Genomic DNA, 25,979 nt, shown 5'->3' on the forward strand with positions numbered 1-25,979 from the left:
GTTAAACCAGACGTTATTGCGGTCCGCCGGATTCCGCTCACCACGGTGGAGTTGTGTGCTTTCTACACAAGTCTTTTAGGTCGGTACCACGTACGTTTGAGCAATACCATGCCCGATTCGATGTCAGAACAGCTCCAGCGGGATATGGAGTGTGAAGGTCTCCTCGAGTGTTTTCACGGCCTCAAGGCGCTCGATAAGGACTGCTTTAGAGTGCTCGTCGACAGCGAGGACCCGCTGACGATCGACGAGATCGCCGAGATAGTCGACCGCGAACGATCGACCGCTTACCGGTCGGTACAGCGGCTCCTCCAGACGGGGTTCATCCAGAAAGAGCAGGTCAACTACGACCAGGGCGGCTACTACCACGTGTACTTCCCGACGGACCCGGAACAGATCTCCGGCGAGATGCAGCGGATGCTCAACGACTGGTACGCGAAGATGGGGCAGCTCATCCAGGAGTTCGAGGACAAGTACGAGCGGACCGAACCCCCCGTCGTCGAGGGGTAATCGCCTCGGAGGCGCTTCGGAGGCGCTCCGAATCCGGTCGCTATTCGGAATCCGTTTTCACTCGACGGGCGGCCGCCGTCGACGGAGCGAGTACGCCGCGTAGCCGACGCCGACGAGGAGCACGGTAAACAGTACGGTTCCCACCGTTGCCGGCGTCGTCGAGACGAACCCGCCGAACGGCACGGTCAGCGCGATGACGCCCACCGTGAGCACGACGCCGATGAGGATGGCGATCGCTCCGAACACCTTGAACACCGTGTCGGAGTCGACGCGACCTGACCGTCGTTGATGGCTCATACCTGATCCGACGCGTGCAACGATAAAACATCCATGGGCCGATTCCCACGACGGGAGAACGCGACCACCTCGCGTGACGGTCCATCGCGATCGCCACCGCCTTACATCGGTTCACGTCGCTTGGTCAACGAAACCGCCGCTTTCCACAGGCCCTTTTAACTGCCGAGCGACCCCGTGGACATGACCGAACTACCGGATCGCGTCGTCGGCGACGCGCGTACGAGCGACTTCGGGTGGACCCTCCTCACCGACCTCACCGACATCGGGAACCGCATGGCCGGTTCGACCGGGGAACGACGCGGCGCGGAGCGGATGGTCGAGGCGTTCGAGTCGGCCGGCCTCCGGAACGCCGGGCTCGACGCGTTCGAGATCCCCGGCTGGTGGCGCGGCGACTCGGAGCTGGTGGTGTCGGGTCCCGTCGAACGGCGTCACGGGGGGAGCCACGAGACCATCGCGCTCCCCGGGTCGCCGTCCGGGGACGTGACGGCTCCGATCGTCGACGTCGGCGACGGGACCGAACGAGAGTTCGAGGCGGTCGGGCGGAGACTCGACGGGGCGATAGCGGTGGCGTCCTCACGGACGCCCGACGGCCACAGCCGGTGGATCCACCGGATGGAGAAGTACGTCAACGCGGCCGAACGCGGGGCGATCGGGTTCGTGTTCCGTAACCACTTGGAGGGCGCGCTCCCGCCGACCGGCGAGATCGGCTATCACGAGCGGCCCGGCCCGATCCCCGCGGTCGGCGTCAGCAAGGAGGTCGGCGAGCGCCTCGTTCGACTTGCGACCGACGCGGACGCGGGCGGCGGCGAGCGCCCCGAGGTCACGATCGACGTCGACTGTCGCAACGAGCCCACCACGTCCGTGAACGCGGTCGCGGACGTCGGGCCGGACACAGACGAGGCGGTGTGGCTCACCGCACACGTCGACGCACACGACATCAGCGACGGTGCGAACGACAACGGGGCCGGCTCAGCGCTCGTGGCGGAGGTCGGTCGGCTCCTGTGCTCGGTCGAGGACGACCTCGACACGCGGGTCCACCTCGTCGCCTTCGGCTCCGAGGAGATCGGACTGTGGGGCGCGTCCCACGCCGCGGAGACGACCCCAATCGACGAGATCGACTGCGTGATCAACCTCGACGGCGCGTGTCGCTCCCGGAACCTCCGGGTCGGCACCAACGGTTTCGACCGACTGCGGGAGACGTTCGAGCGGGTGGCCGACGAGTTCGCAACGCCGCTCGTGACCGGCGACACGATCACTCCACACGGCGACCAGTGGGCGTTCGTTCAGGAGGGGGTCCCCGCCGTCATGGCGTCGACGACGTCCGAGCAGTCAGGGCGCGGCTGGGGGCACACGCACGCCGACACGCTGGACAAACTCGACCCACGGGACCTCCGGGAGGTCGCGACGCTTGTCGCGGCGACGACGTTCCGGCTCGCGAGCGACGGCGTCGAGATCCCGCATCGCTCCCGAGAGGCGATCCGGGACGCCATCGACGACGGCTACGTCCGAGAGCTGAAAACCGGCGGACGCTGGCCGTACGACGAGTAATGCGGGTGCCGAGCAACGTTGGAGGCGAGAATGGGATGGCCGAGCGACGGAGCTACCGTAGCCAAGACGCGATCCGGCCGAGCCGGTGTGCGCTCTGGAGCGCGCCGATGCGCGCGGTGGAGGCGGTCCGCAGCGCGGCCCACTTGGCCGTCGTCGCGCTCCTGATCGCGCCGGTCTTCGCGTAGTAGCCGGACTTCCGTGCGGCCGCGATCGCGTAGTGTTTCGCCGCCATCGGCACCGGGGCGCGCTTGCCGCTCACGGTCGTCGTTCCCTCGCGGATCGCGTCGAGGACGTCGGCGGCGGTGACGTCCTCGGCGGCCGATTTCCCGCTGATCTCCAGTTCCGTGAACGCGCGGCCGACGTACTCAAGGGAGTGCGCATCGCTGGCGGCGACGCCGGGGTAGCCGTACTGGTCCGCGAACCGGCGTGCACGGCGGTTCCGGTACCCCGTGAACAGCCACGCGTTGAACACCTCGATGGCGTCGACCTCGTCGACCTCGTCTATCCCGTCTATCCCGTCCATCTCGGCGGCCGTTTCCGCTTCGATTCGCTCCTCGTCACCCGCATCCCCGTCGCTCGCTCCCTCGAGGTCCGGAGCGGGCACGGCGGGCACGGGGATGTTCTTCCGTCGAACGCCGTGGCGCGACCGCTGGAACGGGTGGGGAACGATCGCGACGCCGCCGTGGTCGTGGATCCACGCCACCGTCTCGTCGAACGGCTCCCGATGTGGCGGCATCGAGTCGACGCCGATCGCGAGCAGGTGGCCGTGGGCGGTCGACACCTCGACGCCCGGAATCCCGATCAGTCCGTAGTCGCCGGCGATCTCGGCGGCCCGTTTCGACTCGTCCATCACGTCGTGGTCGGTGATCACGACCGCGTCCAGTCCGATGTCTGCGGCGTGTTCGAGTATCAGCTCGATCGGCTCGGTGCCGTCGTAGCTGTCCTCGGAGTGGACGTGCGGGTCGATGCGAACTGTGGCGCGTGGCACACCCGAAGATACGCTCTTCGAGATATATAAACCCCGCAACGCGGACTCGGTCCGTGCACCAGTCGCGAACATCGTCGAACACCGCGTATCGGGCATCGATCGGATAGCCGTGGCACGCCACCTCCCTGATCAGACTCCGACGATTTTTCAGGAGATGGATTTATGCTACTCTTTCGCATAGTTTATCAGGGTGGATCACCCTTCAGCCGGGCCACACCACCAGAGAAAGGAATAAGAGGTACTTACGATGACTGAATCCGATCTGGAGGATTTCTTAATCCTTCGAGAGTTAGAGGAACCGATCACCCAAGAAGATCTCCAAGCAGTTGATGAGCGATCAACTGCGTGCCGTCGAGAACTCGACGATGAGGGGATGAAAGTGCGTGCTGTCGAGTCGGAGGTTCTGACGGACGAAGACGGAAACGTGACTGGAACGCACTGTCACTACAAGGCAGAGAGCCAAGAGGCGGTGTGGGAACACGCAAATCGGGCTGATCTCCCCATCTCGCGTATTGATCGCCCTGGTCGCCCCCTCGGAGGCGACTTCGACTAATCCTTTTCAACAGCCTGAGTCCACTTTCTCAACGTACTGTCTCGGGCAACTGCTCACCCAATATGACAACTGATCCGCTTATGAACCATATGAACATCCGGTTAATTTCTCGCACTCGCTACCGCAGGTGATCCATCGATGATGCCTATTTGATCAGGCAATAGGTCGGTCCGTGAGCCCCCGTACTAACCGCGATCGGACATGAACGTGTCTCCTGGTGAGAGTATTAATAGAGCCCAATTTCCGGCTCTGTTGAAATCCGCAGCAGGTGATACGTCTTAACCCGATCGCGGTCAGTACAGGGTGCACACAGACCGTGATGAGTGATTACGTATGTGAAGTTCGTCAGATGACCGGTGAAACATGCAGAGGTTGTGTTCAGCAGCAGAGCGGCTCCAATTCGCCACGGTATTGCGACTCATTGAGTCTGTCTAACGGGCGGACGTAGACATTCATCTTCACCACCCGAACACTTCATCGTGCTCCCGGTGGATAGAACAGTATGAGACGAGCGCTGCTTATTGGGACTATCGCCCTGTTGGTGCTCCTTGCTGGGTGTGCCAGTATACCGGTCGTTGCCGGTGACAAAGAGAGAGATGGACCCGACACTGACGATATCGACGATAACGGGGAATCGGACGACGAATCTGATGAGTCACGTGATGTCGATGGCGAGCTCGCGGTCCATCACATCGATGTTGGTCAGGCGGATGCAACGCTTCTCATCACACCAGCTGGGGAGACAATTCTGATCGACACCGGCGACTGGCGGCAAGGGGGCGACGGTGTGATCGAGTACCTCGAAACCCACGATATCGATCGAATCGATCACCTCGTGGCGACGCACGGTCACGCCGACCATATCGGCGGTCACGACGCGATTATCGAATGGGCCGAAACGGAGGGGGACGGCATCGGAACGGCGTATGATTCCGGGGTCGCACACACGAGCCAGACGTACGAGCGATATCTCGATGCTGTCGAAGCGTACGATGTTGACCTGTTGATCGTCGAAGAAGGCGATGAGCTTCCGATCGATGGCGATGTTGAAGCGCTTGTCGTGAACCCACCTGAAGGGGACTCAGGGATCGACCTCCACGACAACAGCGTAGCGCTCGTGATTACGTTTGGTGAGTTCCGCTACATAACCACAGGTGATGCTGAGACGGCGGCCGAACAGCGGATGGTTGATTCGTGGGGTGACGAGCTTGACGCTGACATCTATCATGCAGGCCATCACGGTTCGAGCACGTCTTCGACCACGCCGTTCCTTGACGCGGTGTCCCCTGAGACCGCGATCATCTCTAGCGCCTACGACTCACAGTATGGACATCCGCACGATGAGGTGCTCGCCGCGTTCGCTGATCGGGATATCGAAACGTATTGGACAGGTGTCCATGGTGATATTGTCGTCACTGTTACCGGGGATAGTGAGCTCAATATCACGACGAGTGAGACGTTCTCTACAGACGCAGCCGATCTGCTCAGTGAGAAGCCGACTACTGATTATGAATCGCTCGCACCACTAACGGTTATGACACAACGGCACAGCACGATCCCAGTATGAAAGGAACGTTCACTGCAACGGTTGACCGGATCGTTGATGCTAAGACCGCCGTTATCCTCGTCGAGGATGACAAGGAGGAGATCGAACAGTTCGATATCCCGGCCGACCAGCTTCCCGAGAAAGGCCGTGCCGAAGGAAGTGTTCTGACGGTCGAGATCACCGATGACGAAATCATCGATATGCAATATGATTCTGAGTCAACTGAACGGCGGCGACAGAATGCCCAGGACCGACTCGACAGGCTTTCAGAGCGACTTAGTGACCGAACAGACTCGTAGCTTGAGCTAAATCATAGTTCGTTTTTTGTGTCGTCTCTGTTGAAATACTCAAAAACAGATGCGCTATCTTAGTTGAATACAGAGGTTGTTTCTGCACAGCGGTTCCACTCGTTTCATCAGCATTTGACTGAATCAGCCACAATGATCAGCCTACCTACAAAGTATCCGCGGCTGACTGCCTGAACCGGCAAAGACTCAAGGCCACTGCGATAGTATTTGACATTATGTCGAAGCAGATGAACACCGTCGTCTCAGGGGACGAGTCGGATATTCACGACGAGCCCCACATTCGAGACCGGCGAATCACCGTGAGCCACATCCACGCGCTGGTCGAAGAGCGCGACCTTGACGCACGGACGGTTGCGGACCGCTTTGACCTCACTACGTCGGAAGTCTACCACGCTCTGGCGTACTATCACGATCATCCCGAAGAGATGCGGACGGTCGAGGAACGCCGTCGAGAGCTTCACGAAGCCGCAAAAGATGACCAGAGTATCATCACCGGCCCCGAGGATCCGCCGAGATCGTCGTGATGCAGGTGTCGTTTCTGCTTGACGAGAACATCGCGGCTCCACTAGCTGACAGACTCGACAAAGCGGGCCACGACGTAGAGCGTGTCGTCAACGTGAACGAATTGGGAGAAGGCGTCGACGACACCACGATTCGTCGATACGCCGTCGAAAAGGGGCGTCTCATTGTCACCAGCGACGACGACTTTGTCCAGATGCCAGCAGACTCTCACAGTGGGGTGTTCTACGTCCCCGACCAGTCGCTCCCCTCGCACGAACTCTACCATATCATCCAGCGAGTTATCGAAGCGTTCCCCAACCGAGAGGCGATGGACACGGTGACGTACATTACTACTGACTGGCTGTAAATCGCAAATAACGCGAGCGATACGTGGCTCCCCTGTACTGAACGATTCGATCCGATCAAACCGGGAGATACTTCTGTGCAAGACTCGCGCATTCTGCCTTCCATACCAGTACAGATATTATTCTCATCTGGTAGTATCATCACCGAACCGTTCGCACCTTTCAGTGACCAGCTGTTTCAGTCCATATCATATCTGAAGAAGAGGATTTCAACAGAGCCCCCATTTCCGTATAGACAGTCGCGTTCTCTCTCCGAGTGAAGCGGCGCTCAGTCGGAGCCGGCGTCGTCGACGTCGCCGGCCGGTTCCTCGTCGCCGCCCACGTCGTAGGAGCCGCCTTTATACCGGAACCAGAGCAATGCGGTGAGTCCCGCGCCGATCATCGCGAACCCTGACAGGGTCGCGAAGAACGCGGCCAGCGCGAACTCGCCGAGCACGAACCCGCCGACGGCGATGGAGGCGGAGCCGAATCCGAACTCTCCGAGATACGTGTAACCGTACGAGAGCCCGCGACCCTCGGCGGGGGTGTGGACCGCGACCGCCTCCTGATAGAACGGCTGGATCGCGAACAGGAAAAAGCCGATCACGCCGCACAGCACGACGAGCGGGACGAGTCCGAGATCGGAGACGGGGACGAACAGGACCGCGAGCGACGCGAGGATCGCGAATATCGCCATCAACCCCTTTTCAGGGGCCAGCCGGTCGGTCGCCTTCCCGCCGGCGTACTGGCCGGCCATCCCGATCACGAGCAGGCCGACGTAGATGTAGTCGCCCGGCTCGATCCCCTCCAGACCGAGGCCGGGATCGAACGCCGCGAGCGCCGGAAGCCCCTGCAGGATCTCGGGGAGGTACGTCAGGATGCCGCGGTAGAACAGTCCCTCGAACGTGACGATCAGGAAGACGATCGCGAACGCACTGGCGAACAGCGCGCGGGAACTGGCGACGATATCGGACAGCGACGCCGGCTTGCTCTCCGTCTCGTCGCCGAGTTCGTCGGCGGCGGCGACGGGGTCGAAGTCGGCCGAGAGCCCCCAGACCGCGGCCAACAGGCCGGGGACCGCGAGCGCGACCGCGACGGAGGTCCAGTCGAAGAAGATCAGCAGCGTCGCGGCGACGAACGGCCCGAGCGCGATACCGACGTTGCCCGCGATGCCGTGCCACGCGAACACGCTGCCGCGCTCCTCGACGCCGGTCGAGATGAGCGAGAGCCCCGCAGGGTGGTAGACGCTGGCGGCGATCCCCCAGACGACGAGTCCGACGGCGATGGTGTAAATGGAGTCGGCAAACGAGAGCAACAGAAAGGAGCCGCCCATCCCCCCCAGACAGAGGACGATCAGCCGCTTCGTGCCGTATCGGTCCGCGAGAACCCCGCCGGGAAGCGCGCCGAGCCCGAAGGGGGCGTAGCCCAGCGCGACCACCAGCCCGAGCAGGGCGACGGAGACGTCGAACTCGGCGAGCCAGACGACGAGAAAGATCGGGATCGAGGTCTCGAACCAGTGCACGAGCGCGTGCCCGGTCATCGTGAAACTCGCGATGGACCGGTCGTTCGCGTTCAAACTCATTCGGTACTCGATGTGCTCCCCCCGACGCACTTAGCTTCATCTTCTCCGGCCGATACGGCCCCCGGTGACCGTCCACCGATGTCGGCGCGCGCGACTCGGCGCGCCTCCCGTGTCTCCGTTCATCCGACGGTCGCAGCCAGCGTGTCCCCGCTCGGAGTCGGCGATCGACTCCCGTTACCGGTCCCGATCGAACCCGGCTGCGAACGTCGCCTCCGAAACGGACAGCACCGTCGGTCGCCCGTGCGGACAGGCGAACGGTCGCTCGCACTCGCCCAGCCGATTCAAGAGCGCCCGAACCTCGTCGCCGTCGAGCGCTCCCGCCTCACCCCGTTTCAGCGACGGGTGACACGCGAGATCCGCCAGCAGCGTCTCGCGGGCGTCCCGCGGCGACTCGCCCGCCGATAGCGATGCGATCGCGTCACGGAACGCGTCGGCGTCGGCGACGCGGCCGAACGGAGCGGGTACCGCCCGGAGCCGAACGGTTCCGCCGCCGAACGGCTCCGTCTCGAAGCCGAGCGCCGCAAGCCGCTCGGCGTGTGTCTCCGCGGTCGCCGACTCCGACGCCGACAGCGACAGGGTCGCGGGCGGGTCGAGCCCGACCGACGGGACCGGCTCGTCGTCGAACGCGCGCCGCAGCCGCTCGTAGTTCACCCGCTCGTGGGCGGCGTGTGCGTCGACGACGAGCAGCTCCTCGCCGGACTCGACGAGGAGGTACAGGTCGCGGAAGACGCCGATCGGCTCCGCGTCGGCGAACGCCGCGGTCCGCGATCCGTCCGCCTCACCGACGGGCGCGAGCGCGGTGTCGAGGTCGGTCGCCACGTCGGCCTTCCGGCGGAGGTCCGCGCCCGTGAGCGCGTCCGCGACCGCCGACTCGACGGCCTCGGCGACCGCGTCGCCGTCGCGGAGGCCCACCTCGCGCTTCGCCGGGTGGACGTTCGGGTCGACCCGATCGGGCGGGAGCGAGACGTCGACCGCCGCGATCGGCTCCCGTCCGTCCGGAAGCAGCCGTCCGTATCCCGCCCGCACCGCACCGGCGAGCCGGTCGTGTCGCACCGGCCGGCCGTTCACGGAAACGCGGACGTGGTCGCGGGACGCGCGGCTGATCGAGGGATACGCGAGGACGCCGTCGATCCCGATGGACGGTCGGTCCTCCGAGATCGCGTCCCCGCCGACCCTCGCCGTCAGCTCCGTCGACTGACTCGCCGTCTCGCGGTCGTACACGCCGAGCACGGCGTCGATGTACCCGGTTCCGGGCGTCGACAGCGTGGTCGATCCGTCGTGATCGAGCGTGAACGCGACTCCGGGGTTCGCGAGCGCGTAGTCCGCCACGAGCCGTGAGATACGAGCGAACTCCGAGCCGGTCCCCGCGAGCGCCTCACGGCGCGCGGGTCGGGTCGCGAACAGGTCGCGAACGACGACCGTGGTTCCGCGGCCGCGGCCGGCGTCGGAGACGTCGACGTTCGGGTCGACGTCCGATCCGTCCGGGTCGACGTCCGATCCGTCCGGGTCGCCCTCGTCGGCGTCGCCGTATCCGGGACCAGCGGCGACCCGCGTGCCGACCGCGCCGCCGTCGTTCGTCGTCAGTTCCAGTCGGGCGGCGTCGGCGAGCGCGGCCAGCGCCTCCCCCCGGAACCCGAGCGAGTCGACGCCGACCGGGTCGTCGCCGGGGGCGAGCTTGCTCGTCGCGTGGCGCTCGACAGCGAGCCGGGCGTCCGCGCGACTCATGCCGCGTCCGTCGTCGGCCACGCGGATCCGGTCGGTGCCGTCGCCGTCGATCCCGATATCGACCCGCGAGGCACCGGCGTCGAGTGCGTTGTCGACGAGTTCACCGACGACCCGCGCGGGACGGGTGACGACCTCGCCCGCCGCGATCCGGTCGATCGTCCGGCGATCGAGTCGTCGGATCCGATCCGCGTCGTCGTCACTCATCCCGTTCGATCCGGTTTTGAAGGTCGTGGAGCGCGTTCAACGCCTCGAGAGGGGTCATCCGTGCGAGGTCGAGCCCGCGGAGCTCGGTCGCGATGTCGTCGTCGCCCGCGGGACCGTCCCCGTCGGCGTTCGGTCCGTCGTCCCGATTCCGATCGGTCCCGTCGTGCTCGGTTGCGTCCCGTCCGTCGCCGCCTCGGTCCCGAACCGCGTCGTCCGTCTCGACGAGCTCCCGCGATCGGTCCACGACCGGCCTCGGGACGCCGGCGAGCTCCGCGACCTCGACCCCGTACGACGACGAGGACGCGCCGGGCACGACCCGGTGAAGGAACGTCACCGCTCCGTCCTCGCGGGTCGCGGTGAAGTGGAGGTTGAACGCGCGTTCGCGGTCGGCTGCGAGGTCGGTGAGGTCGTGGTAGTGCGTCGCGAAAAGCGTCGTCGCACCCAGCTCGTCGTGGACGAACTCCGCGGCCGCCCGTGCGATCGCTCGGCCGTCGGTCGTCGCCGTCCCGCGTCCCACCTCGTCGAGCAGGACGAGCGAGTCCGGGCCGGCGTCGTGAAGGATCTCCGTCAGCTCGCTCATCTCCCGCATGAACGTCGACTGTCCGCCCGCGATGTCGTCCGAGGCTCCGACGCGGGTGAACAGCCGGGAGAAGACGGGAAGTCGGGCCGCCTGTGCGGGAACGAACGAGCCGATCTGCGCCAGTACGGTCGTCAACGCGATCGCCCGCATGTACGTCGATTTTCCGCTCATGTTCGGCCCCGTTATCACCGCGATCGAACCGCGCGGGAGGTCGGCGTCGTTCGGGACGAACGACTCCGCCGCGTGCTCGACGACGGGATGGCGACCGCCCTCGATCTCGACACCGGCGTCGGGGTCGACGACGAGTTCCGGGCGGACGTAGTCGTTCGTCACGGCGACGGTCGACAGCGCACAGAGCGCGTCGAGCTCGGCGAGTGCGGCCGCCAACCGCTGGATCCGTTCCGTCTCCGCGGCGACGCGCTCGCGCACGTCGACGAACAGCTCGTACTCCAGGGCGTCCGCGCGCTCGGCCGCACCGACGATCTCCTCCTCCCGCTCCTTCAGCTCCGGCGTGTAGTAGCGCTCGCTGTTCTTTAACGTCTGTCTGCGCCGGTAGTCGTCCGGAACCCGATCGAGATTGGCGTCGGTCACCTCGATGTAGTAGCCGTGGACCTGGTTGTGGCCGACCGACAGCGACTCTATCCCGGTCCGGTCGCGCTCCGCCGCCTCCAGGTCGGCGACCCACTCGCGACCCGCCCGCTCGGTCGTGCGGAGGTCGTCGAGGTCGCCGTCGAACCCCTCCCGGATCACGCCGCCCTCGGTGATCTCCTGTGGCGGGTCCGCCGCGATGGCGTCGTCGATCAGCTCGCGGAGCTCGCGGAGCTCGTCGAGCCGGTCGTGGAGGGCTTGGAGGTGATCGGTACGGGGGAGGTCGTCATCCTCGCCGTCAGTGGTGGCCACATGCTCCTCGCCCGTGATCGTCCGTTTCAGCTCCGGGACGACCGACAGCGTCGCGTGCAGCGACCGGAGGTCGCGGGCGTCCGCCCGACCGCGAGCGACGCGCCCGACGAGCCGTTCGAGGTCGTAGGCGGCCCCCAGCGCGTCCGCGATCCCCTTCCGAACGAGCGTCCGGTCCGCCAGTTCCTCGACGGCGTCGTGGCGCGATCGGATCGCGTCGGCGTCGACGAGCGGGCGGCGGAGCCACCGTTCCAGCCGGCGTCGGCCGAGCGCGCAGTTCGTCTCGTCGAGGACGTCGAACAGGGTGTCGCTCGCGCCGAGACCCCGGTTCTCGAACAGCTCGAGGCTCCGTCGCGCGGCGGCGTCGAGCCGAAGGTGATCGCGCGGGTCGTACCGGCGGATCCGGGAGACGTACTCCAGGGGACCGTCGTCGCCCTGCGTGTACTCCGCGTACGCCAGCACCGCTCCCGCGGCGCGGAGCTCGGCGTCGCTCCCGAACCGACGCTCCGGCGCGGGGGCATACGCCGACAGTCGCTCCCGGGCGCGGTCACGGTCGAACGCGGCGGGGTCGTACTCGTGGTGTGTCCACCCGCGCTCGGCGTCGGCCGGCTCGAACGCGGGGGCGTTCGGCCCCGTGATGAGCTCGGCCGGCTCGATCCGATCGAGCTCGTCGCCGACCGCGTCGGCGTCGCCGGCGGTGACCAGGCACTCGCCGGTGGCGACGTCGACAGCGGCGAGACCGACGGACGCGTCTCCTCGTCCGACCGCGGCGACGTAGTTCGTCGTCCCTGACTCGAGGAGGTCGTCCTCGACGACCGTTCCGGGCGTTATCACCTCGGTGACCGCGCGGTCGACCAGCCCCGACGCCTGCTCGGCGTCCTCGACTTGGTCGCCGAGCGCGACGCGGTAGCCGGCGTCGAGCAACGATTCGAGGTACGGCGCGGCGTTGTCGATCGGTACCCCGGCCATCGGGTACTCGCCGGTGGAGTCGGACCGCTCCGTGAGCGTCACCTCGCAGATGCGTGCGACCGTCTCCGCGGCCTCGCAGAACGCCTCGTAGAAGTCGCCGACCTGGAACAGCACGAGCGCGTCCTCGTGGGCGGCACACAGGTCGGCGTACTGCGAGAGCATCGGCGTGAGATCCCCCCGCACTGCATCGATCCCCGGCGGGAGCCCCGTGACCGTCTCTCGGTCCGCGGTTGGCATACCCTCAACCGGGTCGCCCGCAGGCATAAACGGTACGGACGCGAACCGCGCATCGGAGGACGAATGCGAGCGGTTCCCCGAGAGCCTTACAATCACGGACCCCTGATCGATCCCGTGGCGAACCGTACGATACTCGTCGGGATGGCCGCGACGTTCATCGGACTGACGGCGACGCTCGTCGTCGCCGGGATCGTCGTCAACCCCCTCCTCCTCGCCGTCGCCGTCCCGTTCGGCGCGGTGGCGTACCTGCTGTGGTACCACGCCAGCGGGAAGCTTCGCGACCGGGTTCGACGCGAGGCGGCACGGGCCGGGCCGGCGGAGCGCGAGCGCGCCCGCCGGCGCGCCCGCGCAGCGAGCAACCGCCGGAAGGCCTATCGAGGCACGCGCGCCAACGGCGGGACGTGGGGTGCGGCCGAGAACGGATCGGGAGAGACGACCGCCGGCGACCCGCGGGACCGCACACAGCAGTCGTCACGGATGTCCGAACGCGCCGCCTACGAGACGCTCGGACTCGACCCGAGCGCCGACGAGGAGACGGTCCGCTCCACGTACCGCGAACGGGCGAAACGGCTTCACCCGGACGGCGACGACGGTGACGAGGAGGCGTTCAAGGAGCTGAACGAGGCGTACGAGGTGGTACAGGGATGAGCGACGTGGACGGACGAAGGATGAGCGACGTGGACGGACCAACCGATCGACTCGGGGAGGCGTCTCCCGCGTTGGCCCCCGAGTTCAGCCACACCGCGTCCCCCGGCCACCCTTTTTAAGCTCCCGCGTCGTTGCACCGCCATGTCCGATGGGTGTCCACACCTCGCGTATCGAACCGATGGCGACGGGAAATCGTTCGACGTCGCCCGCGCGTTCTGTACCGTCACCGACTCGTTCGTCCAGCCGATGCGCGCGGACGTCTGTACCGCTCGCTACGGCCTCTCGCCCGCGGACGACTGCGAGTTCTACGTCACGCCCGACGCCGAGACGGACGGCTCCTTCGCGGGGGACGAATGACCTACGACGACTACCTCGACGGGAAGCCGACGATCATCACCGCGGCGCTCTCGGGCGGCGTCCACGGCAAGGAGGCCCACCCCGATCTCCCGGAGACGCCGGAAGAGATCGCGAGCGCGGCGGCCGCCTGCGAGGCGGCGGGTGCGAGCATCCTCCACCTCCACGCACGCCGCGAGAACGGCGAGCGGGCGTTCTCGGCCGAGCGCTTTCAGGAGGTCTCCGACGCCGTCCGCGAGGCGACCGACGACGTCGTGATCCAGCACTCGACGGGCGGGACCGCCGCGCCGGACGACCTGCGACACGAGCCGTTGCGGACCGATCCGGCTCCCGAGATGGCCTCCCTGGATATGGGTCCGCTCAACCGCTACGACCGACTCACCTCGGAGAACACCCGCGCGCTCGTCGCCTCGCTGCACGACGAGATGCTCGCCCGCGGGATCAAACCCGAACTGGAGGTGTTCAACGACGGCCACCTCAACGAGACGCTCGCGATCCTCGACGAGTTGGCGGAGCCACCGTACCTGAACTTCCTGTTCGGCGGCGGCACGACGTCGCCGCCGCACCCGCGGACGCTCGCGAACCGCGTCGTGAACCTCCCCGAGGGCGTCGAGTTCAACGTCATCGGTCTCGGTCCCCACCAGCTCCCGATGACGACGCAGTCAGTGCTGCTCGGCGGTCACGTCCGTGTCGGGTTGGAGGACAACCGGTATTATACGCGCGGGGAACTGGCGACGAACGAGCAGCTCGTGGCGAGAGCCGCCCGGATCACCGAGGAGCTCGGGCGACCCGTTGCGACGACCGAACAGGCGCGGGAGATCCTCGGGTTGCACGAGTAGGGGAATCGGGTCCCGGTCCTCACTCCAGCACGACGAGCACGTCGCCCATGTCGACGCTGTCGCCCTCGGCGACGTGGACCGACGCGACGGTGCCGCCGCGCTCGGCGACCACGTCGTTCTCCATCTTCATCGCCTCCAACACGCAGACGACGTCACCGGCCGACACCTCGTCGCCCGACGCGACGTCGACCGAGAGGATCGTTCCCTGCATCTCCGCCTCGACGGCCTCTCCCCCCTCCGCGACGTCGACGTCGGAGCCACCGGCTCCGCCATCGGAGCCGTCGTCGCCGACCGCCTGCGGCGGTCGCTGTCGGCCGCTCGACCCGCCGGCCCCGGTCGGGATCGCGGGCGCACCGCGCTCCTCCAGTTCCACCTCGAAGCGCTTGCCGTTCACCTCGACGGTGAACGCGCGCTCCGTCACCGCCTCGTCGTCGCCGTCGTCCGCCGTCGCCTCCGTCCCCCACCGCTCCTGCGCCTCGGTCATCCGGTCGGGATCGAGCTCCTCGTCGAGATATTTCGTCGTGTGCGTGCCCGCGACGAACCGGTCGTCGTCAAGCATCATTCGGTGGAACGGGACGATCGTGACGACGCCGTCGAGCTCGTACTCGGCGAGCGCGCGCTTCGAACGCGCGAGACACTCCTCGCGATCCGCGCCCCACACGATCAGCTTCGCGATCATCGAGTCGTAGTCGGTGACGAGCGCGTCGCCCTGTCGAAGGGCGTCGTCGACACGGACCCCGATCCCACCCGGCGGGTCGTACGTCTCCAGTCGCCCCTCGTTTGCGGGCTGGAACTCCTTGGCGGCGTTTTCCGCGTTGATCCGGAACTCGATCGCGTGGCCGCGGAGCTCGACGTCGTCCTGGGAGACGGACAGCGCCTCGCCCGCGGCGACCCGAAGCTGTTCTTTCACGATGTCGATCCCGGTGAGCGCCTCCGTGACGGTGTGTTCGACCTGGATACGGGTGTTCACCTCGAGGAAGTAGAAGTTCGTCTCCGGGCCCAGCGGCTCCGCCGGATCCCGGTCGACGTCCTCCTCGACGAGGAACTCCACGGTGCCGGCGTTGGTGTAGTCCGCGGCGGCGACGCCGCGACGGGCCGCCTCGCCGATCCGCTCTCGGAGCTCGTCGGACAGCGCCGGAGAGGGACCCTCCTCGATCACTTTCTGGTGGCGACGCTGGAGCGAGCAGTCGCGCTCCCCGAGGTGGACCACGTTTCCCGCCTCGTCGGCGACGATCTGGACCTCGACGTGTCGCGGGGTTTCGAGGTAGCGTTCGAGATAGACAGAGTCGTTCGAGAAGTACGCCTCGCCCTCGCGTTTCGCGGACGCGAGTCGGTCGTCGACCTCGTCGGCGCTCTCGACGACTTTCATGCCGCGCCCGCCGCCGCCGCCCTCGGCTTTGATCGCGATCGGGTAGCCGTGTTCCTCGCCGAACACGGTCACCTCGCTCGCCTCGGTGACCGGTTCCGTCGTGCCGGGAACGATCGGCACGTCGGCGGCGTCCATCACGCGCCGGGCGGCCGTTTTCTCGCCGAGTCGCTTCATCGCCTCGCTCGTCGGGCCGATCCACGTGATCCCGTCGGCGTCCTCGACGCGTGCGGCGAAGTCGGCGTTCTCCGCGAGGAAGCCGTATCCGGGATGGATCGCGTCCGCACCCGCGGCGCGAGCGGCGTCGAGGATCGCTTCCTCGTCGAGGTACGAGTCGGCCGCGCGGGCCGGGCCCACGTTGTACGCCTCGTCGGCGTAACGCACGTGGCCGCCGTGTTTGTCGGCGTCGCTGTACACCGCGACGGTGTCGACACCCAACTCCGCGCAGGCGCGCATCACCCGTACCGCGATCTCGCCGCGGTTCGCGACAAGGACCTTCTCGAACATTCTTGTGGGTTGTTTCCACCATGGGCTACCTGATTCTGTCGGTCCGCCGTGATCGAGCCATTCGGTCACACGCACCCGGTGCGGGTCCTGTCGGGAGGATTAAGAGGCCGCGAGCGCGACTGCCGGATATGCTCTCGGCAGGGAACCCGTACGTGTTGCCGTCGGTGGGGGTGGCGGCCGTGGCGTACCTGGCGCTGTCCGTGTTGACCGACCTGTCCGTCCTGCTCCGCATCGGCGTGCTAGTCGGCGTCGGGATCGTTCTCCCGATGGGACTCAACCGTCTGTTGGGCGGAAGCGCGGACTCCGCGGACGGTCCGGACGACGACTCCGACGAGACGGACGACGACTCCGACGAGACGGACGACGACTCCGACGAGACGGACGACGACTCCGACGAGACGGACGACGTCGCCCCCGACGGAAACGCCGACGCGGACGGAACGGATATCGAGGAAACCGCAAACACCCCGGAGACCGAGGAAACCGCAAACACCCCGGAGACCGAGAAAACCGGAGAGGAGCCGACGTGACCGGAGAACGGGGGACTGAAACCGGCCACGCGGATGAGACCGTTGGCCACGCGGACCCTCCACTCGATGACGACCCGACGACGACCCGCCCACGCAGCGACGACCCGACGACGACCCGCCCGTACGCGATCGGCCACCGTGGGTGTCTCGCCGGCGTGCCCGAGAACACGATCCGCGCGGTCACTGCGGCTGCACCGCACGTCGCCGCGGTCGAGATCGACGTCCGGCGGTGCGGATCCGGGGAGATCGTCGTCGCTCACGACCCGACGCTCGACCGAATATGCGGCGTCGACGGCCGTGTGAACGACTGCTCGCTCGACGAGTTACAGCGACACGGGGTCGGCGACACCGACGAGCCGATCCCGACGCTCCGGGCGCTGCTCGATGCGCTCCCGAACCGCGTCGACGTCAACGTCGAGGCGAAAACCGACGGGATCGCCGCCGACGTCGCCGACGCGATCCGTGCCGCCGACAACGACGCGTTCGTCTCCTCCTTTTCGGCGCGGGCACTCGCGGAGTTCCGCGAGGTCGCGCCCGACGTCCGTCGCGGACTCCTTTATAAGCGCTCGTGGCGGCGCGCGCTCGCCGCGGCCGAGCGACTCGACTGCGACCTGTTGCACCCGCACGCCGAGATCGTCGATCGGACCCACTTGCGAGCCGCCGAGGCCGACGGGTTCCAGGTGAACGCGTGGGGCGTCGGCGACCGGGAGACCTACGCGCGTCTGGCCGACCTCGGTATCGACGGCACCATCGTGGACGACTACCGGATCGTCCGCGGGGCGGACGGCCCCGACGTCGTCGCCTCGGACTGAGACGCCGTCCCGGGGGCAACACACGCAGGGCTCGTCTCGCCGCCGTGGACGGGAACGCGGCCCTTATAGGTCGGATCGCCGAATCGGCGGTATGGAGATCGATGAGGGGGGCCTGACCGTGACCGTTCCGGAGGCCCGCGACGGCGCGAGCGAGGGTACCGGCGGCGGCATCTTCTTCAACCCGACCCAGGAGCTGAACCGGGACGTCACCGTCGCGGTCCTCCGCGCGTACCGCGACCGAGAGCCGCGCGCGGCGTCGTACCTCGACGCGATGGCGGCCTCGGGGATCCGCGGGGTCAGAGCCGCCGCGGAGGGGTACGACGTCACCTGTGCGGACGTGGACCCGGACGCCGTCGACCTCGCCCGAAAGAACCTCGCCGAAAACGGCCTTGACGGGGAGACCGTCCACCGCGACGTCAACGCCCTCCTGTACGAGCACGTCTTCGACGTCGTCGATCTGGACCCGTACGGGACGCCGATGCCCTTCGCGGACCCGGCGTTCGCGAACGCGCGCAACCTCGTCTGCGTCACCGCGACCGACACCGCGCCGCTTTGTGGCGCACATCTCAACAGCGGGATCCGTAAGTACGGGGCGGTGCCCCGAAACACCGATTTCCACCCGGAGATGGGCCTTCGGACGCTGATCTCCGCACTGGTTCGGACCGCCGCGCGCTACGACAAGGCGGCTCGCCCGATCGTCTCGCACGTCTCCCGCCACTACGCGCGGACCTACCTCGAACTGGAGTCGGGCGCACAGGCGGCCGATCGCTGCATCGACGAACTGGGCTACGTCGACGCCTGCGAGGACTGCCTCTGGCGCGAGTCGACGCGGGGACTGATCGCCGATCCGGTCGAGGAGTGTCCCGAATGCGACGGGAATCGAGTGTTGACCGCCGGACCGATCTGGCTCGGCCGAACCGCGGAGCCGGCGTTCGCGCGCGCCGTTCACGAGGCGGTGACCGACGACATGGGCGAGGCGAAGCGCGCACGGAAGCTGCTCGAGACGGTCGCCGCCGAGATCGACGAACCGACCCACTACGACCAGCACCGGCTGTACAAACTGTGGAGCGAGTCCGCGATCGGGATCGAGGAGTTCGTTCGGACCCTTCGCGAGGCGGGCTACGAGGCGAGCCGCGCTCACTACCGCGGGACGGCGGTCAAAACGACCGCGTCGATCCCCGAGATGCGGGCGGCCGTGGTCGATGGTGGATCTATTTAGGGTCTCCGCGACTGATACTCCGGTAGCGACGTCGACCCGTCGGCTCGGCCGCCGCGGGCGACACCGATCACAATGCAACAGTACCTCGATCTCGTCGACGACACGCTCTCGACGGGCACGTACAAGCGGAACCGAACCGGCGTCGACACGATCGCGACGTTCAGCGCCCAGTACACCGTCGACCTCTCGAACGGCTTCCCCCTCCTGACGACCAAACGGATGGACGGCTATCGCTGGGACTCGCTCATCCACGAGGTGTTGTGGTACCTCTCCGGCGAAGAGCACATTCGGAACCTCCGCGAGGAGACGAAGATATGGGACGCGTGGGCCGACGACGAGGGGCGTCTCGACACCGCATACGGGCGGTTCTGGCGGCGGTATCCCGTTCCCGAGTCGGGGCTACCGGGTGAGACGTGGCCCGACGACGCCCATCGCTGGATAACCGTCGAGGAGAGCGCGGGGGACGCACCTGACCGTCGCACCTTCGACCAGATCCAGTACGTGCTCGACACCCTCGCGGAGAACCCGAACTCCCGTCGCATGGTGGTGAACGCGTGGCATCCCGCCAACGCCGCCGTCTCGACGCTGCCGCCGTGTCACTACACGTTCGTCGTCAACGTGCAGGACGGGAGGCTCAACCTCCATCTCACGCAGCGCTCGGGCGACGTCGCGCTCGGGATCCCGTTCAACATCGCCGCGTACGCGCTGCTCGCGAACGCGATCGCCGGACGGACCGACTACGACGTCGGCGAGTTCGGTCACACGGTCGTCGACGCACACGTCTACTGCGGACGGGGCGAACGGGGGCGGTGGTACGCCGACAACCTCCCGTACGTACAGGAGCGACTCGCGAACGTCGACGGCGACGACGACTACCTGGCCGTGAAAGACTGGGTCGAGCGGACCGCACCGGACGAGGCGGACGGCGAGGACGGATACGACCACGTGCCGGGGCTGCTCGAACAGCTCTCGCGAACCCCGCGCGATCGACCGCGGATCGAGATCGCCGACGTACCGTTCGACGAGCTGACCTCCGACGACGTCGAGGTCGTCGACTACGACTGCGCGGACGGACTGACGTTCGCGGTCGCGGAGTGATGGCGGGCGAGGACACCACCGGAGCCGGAACCAGTGACCGTCGCGGCGTCGAGTTCGTTCTCGTCGCCGCCGTCGCCGAGAACCGCGTCATCGGCTCGGCGGGCGGGATGCCGTGGCATTATCCGGCGGATCTGGCCCACTTCAAGGCGCTGACCACGGGCCACCCCGTCATCGTCGGACGAACCACCTACGAGAGCATCGTCGACCGGATCGGCGGTCCGCTTCCGGACCGGATCAACGTCGTGTTGACGACGCGGGATCTCGACCTTCCGGACGGAGCGGTCGTCGCGAACGACCCTGCTCGCGCACGACGCCGTGCCCGCGAAGCCGCGGCCGATCTCGGCGTCGAGACGGTGTACGTGATCGGCGGTGCGACCGTGTACGAGACGTTCCTCGACGACGCCGACCGCATGGTCATCACCGAGATCCCGGACGCGCCCGACGGCGACACCCGGTTTCCGGCGTGGGACGACGACGAGTGGGTCGAAACCGACCGCGAGCGGGACGGCGATCTCGCGTTCGTGACGTACGAACGGGTTCACGGCTGACGGTCGGCGATCGACGTGGCCGTGGCGGACCCTTTAACCGCTTTGGCCGACAACTCCGAGTGCGTGCCATCAGTCCCCGCGCGAGTACTCCCGGATGGGAGCGATGACGACGCGGAGAACCCAGGCACGTCACATCCGTCGCGCGAGCGACACGTCCGCCGCCACGCAGGCGGTCGCCCGGCACGAGGGTTTCCCGGTTGACGCGGCACGCCGCCGGAGATGAGACCGGTCGTTAGTGTTCCGGGCGTACATTTCGAGTATACTATTAGAATTATTGGTGAATAATATAGATAACATCACAACCAGTCTATCAGTGAGAGTAGTTATCCAGTAAGAAGCCTTTGTCCAGTCGTATTCTCGGGAAACGGTTGATGAGAATAGCCTGGAATGAGGACTGCCGGGAGTATTGTTTCGCCATGATTAGATGTCGATGCTGAATAGAAAACTCGCATCCTGTAAAGGCGGTATTCGTGATTTCGTGGAATTATTGCTTTCGCTGGGGGTTCATCACACCGTGTGAAAGATTCGTTTTAATCCGATTGCTCTCCGTGCATTTTCGAATAAAAGGAGCCATAAGCACCGAACCAGTTTACACGAACCAAACTTCCGGACTGCACTAGAAAGGTTTCGTAGCGTGATGTAATTTACTCTCTGTCGGAAGACGATGCGTTAGCAAGGTGTCCCTTCGATCGGTGAATTCGCGTGTATACCGACCGTATCCCCCGAGTGAAAGGCCCATCTCGGAAAACCGGTTCAACACGGCCTTCTTGGATCGCTTCAGCTGCCGCCCTCGGCGTCAAGCGATCCATATCAAGACGGGTTGAAACCCGCCCTACTTCGAACGGAAAGTGTGCATCGCTTCCGCCGACGATGGCGAGATCACGTTCATTGGCGACCGCCTCGATTCGTCGTCTGTGCTCGGGATGTTTTCCATTGACTTCGATCGCGTCAAAGGCGGCATCACATTCCCGGAGCGTACTGTTCCTGAACGGATGGGCAATGATTGCCGCACAGTTATGCTCGTGAGCGAGAGCAACCGCTTCAGACGGCTCAAGTTCTCCCGGATCTGTTCGGGATGGGGGGTCTGGCCCTACGACGAGCAAGTGCCCTTTCGTCGTGGATATTTCGATGCCCGAAAGACACGCTGGATCTACGATCGTCTCCCGGCGAAAGAAATCGTGGTTCGTAACCGCAATCCCATCTAGTCCTCGACGGCGGGCGTTCCGGAGAGACAGCCGTACGCCGAACGGATCATATCTAGTAGCAACACCTGGAGAGGAGTGAAAAAACCGACTATGAGTGTGTAGATCGCAATCGAACACACCCGGAGTAGACGGTCGAGTATTATAAAAAGTCAGTGTCCGCTTCTGCCACGCTAGTGATCACTCGCATGTTCCGCGTGCGGTTCAATCACGTCGGCACACATTTCACACGGGACGGAGAACAGGGGATAATGACCGATCGCTCCCGAATCGTTGTCCGGAATCCACAGAGTGGGGACGGTAAGCGGACCCGTAAGGCCCGTACCCTCGCCCATGACCGCGGCTACGAAGTCCTCGACAGCACCGGGGGCGACCACACGGTGGCTCTCGCTGCGGAAGCCGCTAGTCGGGGAGAGGTAGTAGTGGCCTGTGGCGGGGATGGGACGCTCAACAACACCATCCAGGGAGTACGAAACGCCGATCGACTTGAAGATGTCACACTCGGTGTTATCCCGGCTGGTACGGGTAACGACTTTGCAGACAATATTGGTATTCGCGGAGTCAAACATGCCTTTGAAGTCATCGAGAACGGAGAGGAGCGCCAACTCGATCTCGGAATGGCGAACGGCTATCCGTTTCTCAACTCCTGCGTGGGCGGATTAACCGCAAACGCGAGTGCTCGAACATCACGCAGTCTCAAACGTCGTTTAGGTGTACTCGCGTACGTCCTGACTACCTTCTCAATGGTACGAAACTTCGAGGCGCTCACCCTTCACGTTTCGGCCGGTCCCGAGCGGGACCCAGTCTGGTCAGGAGATGCGTTGATGCTTCTTGTGGGGAACGGACGCCGCTTCCCAGGGGAACAGAAGCGACAGGCGAACATGGAAGATGGATTGATGAATGTCGTCATCATCGAAGATCTGCCGACACTAGACTACCTCTCCCGCGGAGCAGCCGATCAACTGCTTCGACGGGGAGCCGACTATCTCACGCGGCTAAAAGTCTCACATCTCCACGTCACCCACGAGAACATCCCCGCCCAATTCAGTCTCGACGGCGGCATGATCGAAGCGACCGAACTCACGGCTGATAGCGATCCGGGAGCAATGCGATTTCTTGTCGGTCCGTCCTACGATCCGACTCCCGGAACTGCTGAATGAGACCATCACGCTAACACACCAACGTGTCCTTCACTAGAACCGTTTGACCGATCTGGTTTTTTTGACATTCGCTCATGGGTAGGAGAATGGTTGTTAATTAGATGAACAGGGTAACGGATAACCGACCGATCTCAGTTCGTTATCACCGAATCGGTACAAACCACGTCAATTACGGTATCCTGCTATCCGGCACTATTTACTCGCTGTCGGATGTCTGTGAAGACATGGCCGACATGACTGTCGAGGAAGCGATGGAGAAGTACGGACCCAGCGAACTCACACGAGACGATCTGCTCGTCCTTGACGGCCCCGGATATACAGAAGAGAACGTTGCTATCGTAACAGGTGGCGGCGTTGGCATCGGCCGGGCTATCGCTCTCGCGTTTGCGGCAACGGGCTCACTGTCGACGCCATCGACATCAACGAGAAGGGCCTCGACCAAGTACGGAGTGAGGCGGCCTCGTTTAGACGTGGGATAGAGTGTCCTCTCTGATCTTTTCTAAATTCTGTCCCGCACTCACGGCGGGCGTATCTGCCTCGAACGCCGTATTGACCCCGTGTCCCTAGATACTCAATTCGTAGCTCAGAGTTCCCTCGGCTATTAGTCTTTGAATCGGCTGGTTTCTGATCCAAGAGAGTCCTCGACCACGAAAGAATTTGTAACGATGGAATAAACGTCAGAGTATGGATACCGAATTCAGCCTCGATATAACTATCGACGAAAAACCCGAATCATCAGTCATTGCAGCATTTCCAGGTCCAGGAATGGCCGGTATTTCAGCAAACCAGTATCTCATTGAGCAGTTGGATCTTCACGAAACAGGTCACATCCACGCAGACGGACTGCCAACAGTCACGCCCTTCTATGAAGGGCGTCCATACCATCACACCCGTCTCTTTTCCAAACCAAAGGCGAACTATACGTTCCTAACGTGCGAACTCCCAATCCCGGCTCAGTTATCCGAACCGTTCGGTCGAACTCTCCTCGACTGGATTGACGAGTCAACCGTTGATGAAGTGACCCTACTCACGACGATACCCTCGCTAGAACTGTTCGAGGAACTGTGGTACATTGCGTCGGATGACTACTACCAACATCGACTCACTGACATCGAGATTGCGGCACTTCAAGGTGGCTTTCTGTCCGGAGTCAATTCGAGCATCATCAACCGAGCGATAGATACGAACCTTCGCGCTGGCGTAATTGCGACATCCGTCAACCCACGACAGCCCCTCGATGGGGGTGCGGCGTTACGGCTCGTTGAAGGACTCGCTCGCATCTATGGATTCGACATCGAGACGGACCAACTCCGTCAGTTTGCGGATCGCACACGCCAACATTACGAACAGCTTGCAGCACACGTCGAATCCCAACAACGGGCCGAAGAGCGAACGGGGCGAACCGAGGATTACGGATTTATGTAACCGTATTAGGGTTGGCTCGCCGTGACCGTCGCCAGCGATAAATAAGCCATCCGACGACAGCGAGAAGCACCGAAAACAGAAGCGTCGTCCCGAGTCCACTGAGCCCCGACAGTGGAGCCACGCCCGGAAGCCGCCGCCACACAGAAACCTCGACCCCCCTGACCAGCCGAAGTGACGTAACGACGAGCAATACGAGTGGAACCACGTATTTCACCAACGGGAGAACGATCGAATCACCGATCTGCTCACGGAGAGCGGACTCATCCTGGATCCACGTGAACACGACGATAAGTGCAATCGCCCCGATCGGTAACGCGTAGGTGCCGACCGTCGAGTCTACCGCATCGAGGAACGGTTGCCCGAACACGGACAGTTCAAACGCACTGTAGCTCAACGCCGATGGAAGGCCTGCAAGAAGGATTACACCGGTCATCACGATACTGGCAGTCCGGCGTGACCAACCGGTCGTCCGCATGGCGCCCGCGACACCGACCTCGAGCATCGACACGGACGGAGCAAGCGCCGCCACGAATAAAAGCCCGAAAAAGCAGACCGCGACGATACCGCCGAGTGGCATGGCTTCGAAGGCCGTCGGAAGCGTTGCGAAAGCGAGTTCGGTTCCTTCTGCAGGATCAAGGCCAAAGGAGAAGACGATCCCGAAGATGACTATTCCCGCGAGGATTGCAACGGTTAGATCTGCCACTGCGATCAGTAACGCCGATTTGGGGACGTTCTGTTCGGGGCCGAGATAGCTCCCATACGTGAGCATCACCCCCATGCCGACGGAAAACGAGAAGAAGACCTGACCGAAGGCTGCACTCCAGATATTCGGGTTCGACAGAACCGCGAGGTCGGGCGTGAGGAAAAATCGTAACCCGTCGAGAAACCCAGGCAGCGTGGCGATGTACACCGCGAGTCCAGCGAGGACAACGAACGTCAACGGAATCAGTACTTTCCCCATGCGCTCGATCCCGTTTTGAACGCCGAGAGAGACGATTATCCCGACGAGAAGCGTGGAAACGACGAAAAACGCGAGGGGCTGATACGTCCCTGTAAACGCTTGGAATGACGTTTCAGCACCGGTGAGTGTGAACGAGAAGAACGCGAGCACCCACCCGGTGATGACCAGATAGTAACTCAGAACTGCGAGCACCGACCCCCCGATAAGCCAGCCGATGATCTCGAACTCGGAGCGAATATTTCGGCAGGCAGTAACGACATCCGCTTTGAGATACCGCCCAACCGAGATTTCGAGGATCATTAGCGGCAACGCAAACGCGAACGCAGCGATGAGGTACGGGACGAGATACGCGCCCCCACCGTTCTGGCCAACTACGGCCGGGAATCGCCAGATGTTACCCAACCCGACCGCAGCACCGATTGCCGCGAAAACGAAACCAATCCGGGACGACCACTGTTCCATGTCTCCTCGCTCAAGAGCACGTGTAATAAAACCAGAAGGCGGACATTCGTCGGGTAGGATCA

General features: G+C 64.4%; 27 protein-coding genes. 19 read left to right on the forward strand and 8 right to left on the reverse strand.

From position 1 onward, the window contains the following. Nucleotides 1-108: 108 nt before the first annotated feature. Nucleotides 109-507 (forward strand): helix-turn-helix domain-containing protein, encoded by a 399-nt coding sequence (locus ACNSN7_RS04590; protein ID WP_418281004.1) that lies wholly within the window; start codon nucleotides 109-111, stop codon nucleotides 505-507. Nucleotides 508-564: 57 nt separating this feature from the next. Here ACNSN7_RS04590 and ACNSN7_RS04595 read toward each other — a convergent pair whose 3' ends face one another. Beyond that, nucleotides 565-804 carry a hypothetical protein gene (locus ACNSN7_RS04595; RefSeq protein ID WP_418281006.1) on the reverse strand — a complete coding sequence of 80 codons (240 nt, stop codon included), beginning with the start codon at nucleotides 802-804 and terminating at the stop codon, nucleotides 565-567. Between the two features lie 180 nt (nucleotides 805-984). Here ACNSN7_RS04595 and ACNSN7_RS04600 point away from each other — a divergent pair, with 180 nt between their 5' ends. Then, nucleotides 985-2,352, forward strand: a complete 1,368-nt coding sequence (locus ACNSN7_RS04600; protein ID WP_418281008.1) for a M28 family peptidase — start codon at nucleotides 985-987, stop codon at nucleotides 2,350-2,352. 52 nt (nucleotides 2,353-2,404) lie between these two features. Here ACNSN7_RS04600 and ACNSN7_RS04605 read toward each other — a convergent pair whose 3' ends face one another. Beyond that, complete coding sequence (locus tag ACNSN7_RS04605; protein WP_418281009.1) at nucleotides 2,405-3,340, reverse strand: CehA/McbA family metallohydrolase; 936 nt, start codon at nucleotides 3,338-3,340, stop codon at nucleotides 2,405-2,407. Between the two features lie 247 nt (nucleotides 3,341-3,587). On the opposite strand from ACNSN7_RS04605, the gene ACNSN7_RS04610 reads away from it, so the two are divergent. The 5 genes from ACNSN7_RS04610 to ACNSN7_RS04630 all read left to right on the forward strand — a co-directional run bounded on the left by ACNSN7_RS04610 (nucleotide 3,588) and on the right by ACNSN7_RS04630 (nucleotide 6,615). Continuing rightward, nucleotides 3,588-3,893 carry a nickel-binding protein gene (locus tag ACNSN7_RS04610; protein ID WP_418281011.1) on the forward strand — a complete coding sequence of 102 codons (306 nt, stop codon included), beginning with the start codon at nucleotides 3,588-3,590 and terminating at the stop codon, nucleotides 3,891-3,893. Nucleotides 3,894-4,395: 502 nt separating this feature from the next. After that, nucleotides 4,396-5,460: a ComEC/Rec2 family competence protein gene (locus ACNSN7_RS04615; protein ID WP_418281012.1), complete on the forward strand. Its 1,065-nt coding sequence runs from the start codon at nucleotides 4,396-4,398 to the stop codon at nucleotides 5,458-5,460. Next, nucleotides 5,457-5,738, forward strand: a complete 282-nt coding sequence (locus tag ACNSN7_RS04620; protein WP_418281013.1) for a DUF3006 domain-containing protein — start codon at nucleotides 5,457-5,459, stop codon at nucleotides 5,736-5,738. The genes ACNSN7_RS04615 and ACNSN7_RS04620 overlap by 4 nt, the downstream gene beginning before the upstream one ends. 224 nt (nucleotides 5,739-5,962) lie before the next feature. Further along, on the forward strand, nucleotides 5,963-6,271 hold the full coding sequence (locus tag ACNSN7_RS04625) for a DUF433 domain-containing protein (RefSeq protein ID WP_418281014.1): 309 nt from the start codon (nucleotides 5,963-5,965) through the stop codon (nucleotides 6,269-6,271). Continuing rightward, nucleotides 6,271-6,615 (forward strand): DUF5615 family PIN-like protein, encoded by a 345-nt coding sequence (locus tag ACNSN7_RS04630; RefSeq protein WP_418281016.1) that lies wholly within the window; start codon nucleotides 6,271-6,273, stop codon nucleotides 6,613-6,615. Before ACNSN7_RS04625 ends, ACNSN7_RS04630 begins: the two co-directional genes overlap by 1 nt. A 266-nt stretch (nucleotides 6,616-6,881) precedes the next feature. Here the strand turns inward: ACNSN7_RS04630 and ACNSN7_RS04635 are convergent, their stop codons facing one another. The 3 genes from ACNSN7_RS04635 to mutS form a co-directional block, all read right to left on the reverse strand. After that, nucleotides 6,882-8,174: an MFS transporter gene (locus ACNSN7_RS04635; RefSeq protein ID WP_418281017.1), complete on the reverse strand. Its 1,293-nt coding sequence runs from the start codon at nucleotides 8,172-8,174 to the stop codon at nucleotides 6,882-6,884. Between the two features lie 174 nt (nucleotides 8,175-8,348). Next, a complete protein-coding gene (gene mutL, locus ACNSN7_RS04640; RefSeq protein ID WP_418281018.1) occupies nucleotides 8,349-10,103 on the reverse strand; it encodes a DNA mismatch repair endonuclease MutL in 1,755 nt (584 codons plus the stop codon). After that, on the reverse strand, nucleotides 10,096-12,786 hold the full coding sequence (gene mutS, locus ACNSN7_RS04645) for a DNA mismatch repair protein MutS (protein WP_418281019.1): 2,691 nt from the start codon (nucleotides 12,784-12,786) through the stop codon (nucleotides 10,096-10,098). Before mutS ends, mutL begins: the two co-directional genes overlap by 8 nt. 114 nt (nucleotides 12,787-12,900) lie before the next feature. Between mutS and ACNSN7_RS04650 the strand changes: the two genes are divergently transcribed. The 3 genes from ACNSN7_RS04650 (at nucleotide 12,901) to ACNSN7_RS04660 (ending at nucleotide 14,627) form a co-directional block, all read left to right on the forward strand. Further along, nucleotides 12,901-13,434, forward strand: a complete 534-nt coding sequence (locus ACNSN7_RS04650) for a J domain-containing protein (RefSeq protein WP_418281021.1) — start codon at nucleotides 12,901-12,903, stop codon at nucleotides 13,432-13,434. Between the two features lie 141 nt (nucleotides 13,435-13,575). Continuing rightward, the gene (locus tag ACNSN7_RS04655; protein ID WP_418281022.1) at nucleotides 13,576-13,791 is read left to right on the forward strand and encodes a hypothetical protein; all 216 of its coding nucleotides are present in this window, start codon (nucleotides 13,576-13,578) and stop codon (nucleotides 13,789-13,791) included. Beyond that, nucleotides 13,788-14,627, forward strand: a complete 840-nt coding sequence (locus ACNSN7_RS04660; protein ID WP_418281024.1) for a beta-keto acid cleavage family enzyme — start codon at nucleotides 13,788-13,790, stop codon at nucleotides 14,625-14,627. Before ACNSN7_RS04655 ends, ACNSN7_RS04660 begins: the two co-directional genes overlap by 4 nt. A gap of 19 nt (nucleotides 14,628-14,646) precedes the next feature. On the opposite strand, the gene ACNSN7_RS04665 is transcribed toward ACNSN7_RS04660, so the two are convergent. Further along, entirely contained in the window at nucleotides 14,647-16,500 is a 1,854-nt protein-coding gene (locus ACNSN7_RS04665) for an acetyl-CoA carboxylase biotin carboxylase subunit (protein WP_418281025.1), read from the reverse strand. Between the two features lie 128 nt (nucleotides 16,501-16,628). Between ACNSN7_RS04665 and ACNSN7_RS04670 the strand changes: the two genes are divergently transcribed. The 5 genes from ACNSN7_RS04670 (at nucleotide 16,629) to ACNSN7_RS04690 (ending at nucleotide 20,707) form a co-directional block, all read left to right on the forward strand. Continuing rightward, entirely contained in the window at nucleotides 16,629-17,030 is a 402-nt protein-coding gene (locus tag ACNSN7_RS04670) for a DUF7987 family protein (protein ID WP_418281026.1), read from the forward strand. Further along, nucleotides 17,027-17,842, forward strand: coding sequence for a glycerophosphodiester phosphodiesterase (locus tag ACNSN7_RS04675; RefSeq protein WP_418281028.1), 816 nt, complete (start codon nucleotides 17,027-17,029; stop codon nucleotides 17,840-17,842). Before ACNSN7_RS04670 ends, ACNSN7_RS04675 begins: the two co-directional genes overlap by 4 nt. A gap of 91 nt (nucleotides 17,843-17,933) precedes the next feature. Continuing rightward, nucleotides 17,934-19,061 (forward strand): tRNA (guanine(26)-N(2))-dimethyltransferase, encoded by a 1,128-nt coding sequence (locus ACNSN7_RS04680; protein WP_418281029.1) that lies wholly within the window; start codon nucleotides 17,934-17,936, stop codon nucleotides 19,059-19,061. A gap of 72 nt (nucleotides 19,062-19,133) precedes the next feature. Continuing rightward, nucleotides 19,134-20,159, forward strand: a complete 1,026-nt coding sequence (thyA, locus tag ACNSN7_RS04685) for a thymidylate synthase (RefSeq protein WP_418281031.1) — start codon at nucleotides 19,134-19,136, stop codon at nucleotides 20,157-20,159. After that, complete coding sequence (locus ACNSN7_RS04690; RefSeq protein WP_418281032.1) at nucleotides 20,159-20,707, forward strand: dihydrofolate reductase; 549 nt, start codon at nucleotides 20,159-20,161, stop codon at nucleotides 20,705-20,707. Before thyA ends, ACNSN7_RS04690 begins: the two co-directional genes overlap by 1 nt. A 644-nt stretch (nucleotides 20,708-21,351) precedes the next feature. Here the strand turns inward: ACNSN7_RS04690 and ACNSN7_RS04695 are convergent. After that, nucleotides 21,352-21,651 (reverse strand): PHP-associated domain-containing protein, encoded by a 300-nt coding sequence (locus ACNSN7_RS04695; protein WP_418281339.1) that lies wholly within the window; start codon nucleotides 21,649-21,651, stop codon nucleotides 21,352-21,354. Between ACNSN7_RS04695 and ACNSN7_RS04700 the strand changes: the two genes are divergently transcribed. The 4 genes from ACNSN7_RS04700 (at nucleotide 21,556) to ACNSN7_RS04715 (ending at nucleotide 24,494) form a co-directional block, all read left to right on the forward strand. Beyond that, nucleotides 21,556-21,912, forward strand: coding sequence for a hypothetical protein (locus ACNSN7_RS04700; protein ID WP_418281346.1), 357 nt, complete (start codon nucleotides 21,556-21,558; stop codon nucleotides 21,910-21,912). The two genes, ACNSN7_RS04695 and ACNSN7_RS04700, sit on opposite strands and share 96 nt — an antisense overlap. Nucleotides 21,913-22,160: 248 nt before the next feature. Next, nucleotides 22,161-23,069 (forward strand): diacylglycerol/lipid kinase family protein, encoded by a 909-nt coding sequence (locus ACNSN7_RS04705; protein WP_418281034.1) that lies wholly within the window; start codon nucleotides 22,161-22,163, stop codon nucleotides 23,067-23,069. A 101-nt stretch (nucleotides 23,070-23,170) separates the two neighbouring features. Continuing rightward, a complete protein-coding gene (locus ACNSN7_RS04710) occupies nucleotides 23,171-23,548 on the forward strand; it encodes a hypothetical protein (protein WP_418281035.1) in 378 nt (125 codons plus the stop codon). A gap of 205 nt (nucleotides 23,549-23,753) precedes the next feature. After that, on the forward strand, nucleotides 23,754-24,494 hold the full coding sequence (locus tag ACNSN7_RS04715; protein ID WP_418281036.1) for a proteasome assembly chaperone family protein: 741 nt from the start codon (nucleotides 23,754-23,756) through the stop codon (nucleotides 24,492-24,494). Here the strand turns inward: ACNSN7_RS04715 and ACNSN7_RS04720 are convergent. Then, nucleotides 24,487-25,917, reverse strand: coding sequence for a sodium-dependent transporter (locus ACNSN7_RS04720; protein ID WP_418281038.1), 1,431 nt, complete (start codon nucleotides 25,915-25,917; stop codon nucleotides 24,487-24,489). The genes ACNSN7_RS04715 and ACNSN7_RS04720 overlap by 8 nt on opposite strands. Between the last annotated feature and the right edge of the window lie 62 nt (nucleotides 25,918-25,979).

It is taken from the genome of Halorubrum rarum, from assembly GCF_048380895.1.
GTDB lineage: Archaea > Halobacteriota > Halobacteria > Halobacteriales > Haloferacaceae > Halorubrum.

Coding starts and splice junctions, on each gene's coding strand:
- ACNSN7_RS04590 (WP_418281004.1), top strand. CDS start 109: ATGCCCGATTCGATGTCAGAACAGCTCCAGCGGGATATGGAGTGTGAA.
- ACNSN7_RS04595 (WP_418281006.1), bottom strand. CDS start 804: ATGAGCCATCAACGACGGTCAGGTCGCGTCGACTCCGACACGGTGTTC.
- ACNSN7_RS04600 (WP_418281008.1), top strand. CDS start 985: ATGACCGAACTACCGGATCGCGTCGTCGGCGACGCGCGTACGAGCGAC.
- ACNSN7_RS04610 (WP_418281011.1), top strand. CDS start 3,588: ATGACTGAATCCGATCTGGAGGATTTCTTAATCCTTCGAGAGTTAGAG.
- ACNSN7_RS04615 (WP_418281012.1), top strand. CDS start 4,396: ATGAGACGAGCGCTGCTTATTGGGACTATCGCCCTGTTGGTGCTCCTT.
- ACNSN7_RS04620 (WP_418281013.1), top strand. CDS start 5,457: ATGAAAGGAACGTTCACTGCAACGGTTGACCGGATCGTTGATGCTAAG.
- ACNSN7_RS04625 (WP_418281014.1), top strand. CDS start 5,963: ATGTCGAAGCAGATGAACACCGTCGTCTCAGGGGACGAGTCGGATATT.
- ACNSN7_RS04630 (WP_418281016.1), top strand. CDS start 6,271: ATGCAGGTGTCGTTTCTGCTTGACGAGAACATCGCGGCTCCACTAGCT.
- ACNSN7_RS04635 (WP_418281017.1), bottom strand. CDS start 8,174: ATGAGTTTGAACGCGAACGACCGGTCCATCGCGAGTTTCACGATGACC.
- mutL (WP_418281018.1), bottom strand. CDS start 10,103: ATGAGTGACGACGACGCGGATCGGATCCGACGACTCGATCGCCGGACG.
- mutS (WP_418281019.1), bottom strand. CDS start 12,786: ATGCCAACCGCGGACCGAGAGACGGTCACGGGGCTCCCGCCGGGGATC.
- ACNSN7_RS04655 (WP_418281022.1), top strand. CDS start 13,576: ATGTCCGATGGGTGTCCACACCTCGCGTATCGAACCGATGGCGACGGG.
- ACNSN7_RS04660 (WP_418281024.1), top strand. CDS start 13,788: ATGACCTACGACGACTACCTCGACGGGAAGCCGACGATCATCACCGCG.
- ACNSN7_RS04665 (WP_418281025.1), bottom strand. CDS start 16,500: ATGTTCGAGAAGGTCCTTGTCGCGAACCGCGGCGAGATCGCGGTACGG.
- ACNSN7_RS04670 (WP_418281026.1), top strand. CDS start 16,629: ATGCTCTCGGCAGGGAACCCGTACGTGTTGCCGTCGGTGGGGGTGGCG.
- ACNSN7_RS04680 (WP_418281029.1), top strand. CDS start 17,934: ATGGAGATCGATGAGGGGGGCCTGACCGTGACCGTTCCGGAGGCCCGC.
- thyA (WP_418281031.1), top strand. CDS start 19,134: ATGCAACAGTACCTCGATCTCGTCGACGACACGCTCTCGACGGGCACG.
- ACNSN7_RS04690 (WP_418281032.1), top strand. CDS start 20,159: ATGGCGGGCGAGGACACCACCGGAGCCGGAACCAGTGACCGTCGCGGC.
- ACNSN7_RS04705 (WP_418281034.1), top strand. CDS start 22,161: ATGACCGATCGCTCCCGAATCGTTGTCCGGAATCCACAGAGTGGGGAC.
- ACNSN7_RS04710 (WP_418281035.1), top strand. CDS start 23,171: ATGAACAGGGTAACGGATAACCGACCGATCTCAGTTCGTTATCACCGA.
- ACNSN7_RS04715 (WP_418281036.1), top strand. CDS start 23,754: ATGGATACCGAATTCAGCCTCGATATAACTATCGACGAAAAACCCGAA.
- ACNSN7_RS04720 (WP_418281038.1), bottom strand. CDS start 25,917: ATGGAACAGTGGTCGTCCCGGATTGGTTTCGTTTTCGCGGCAATCGGT.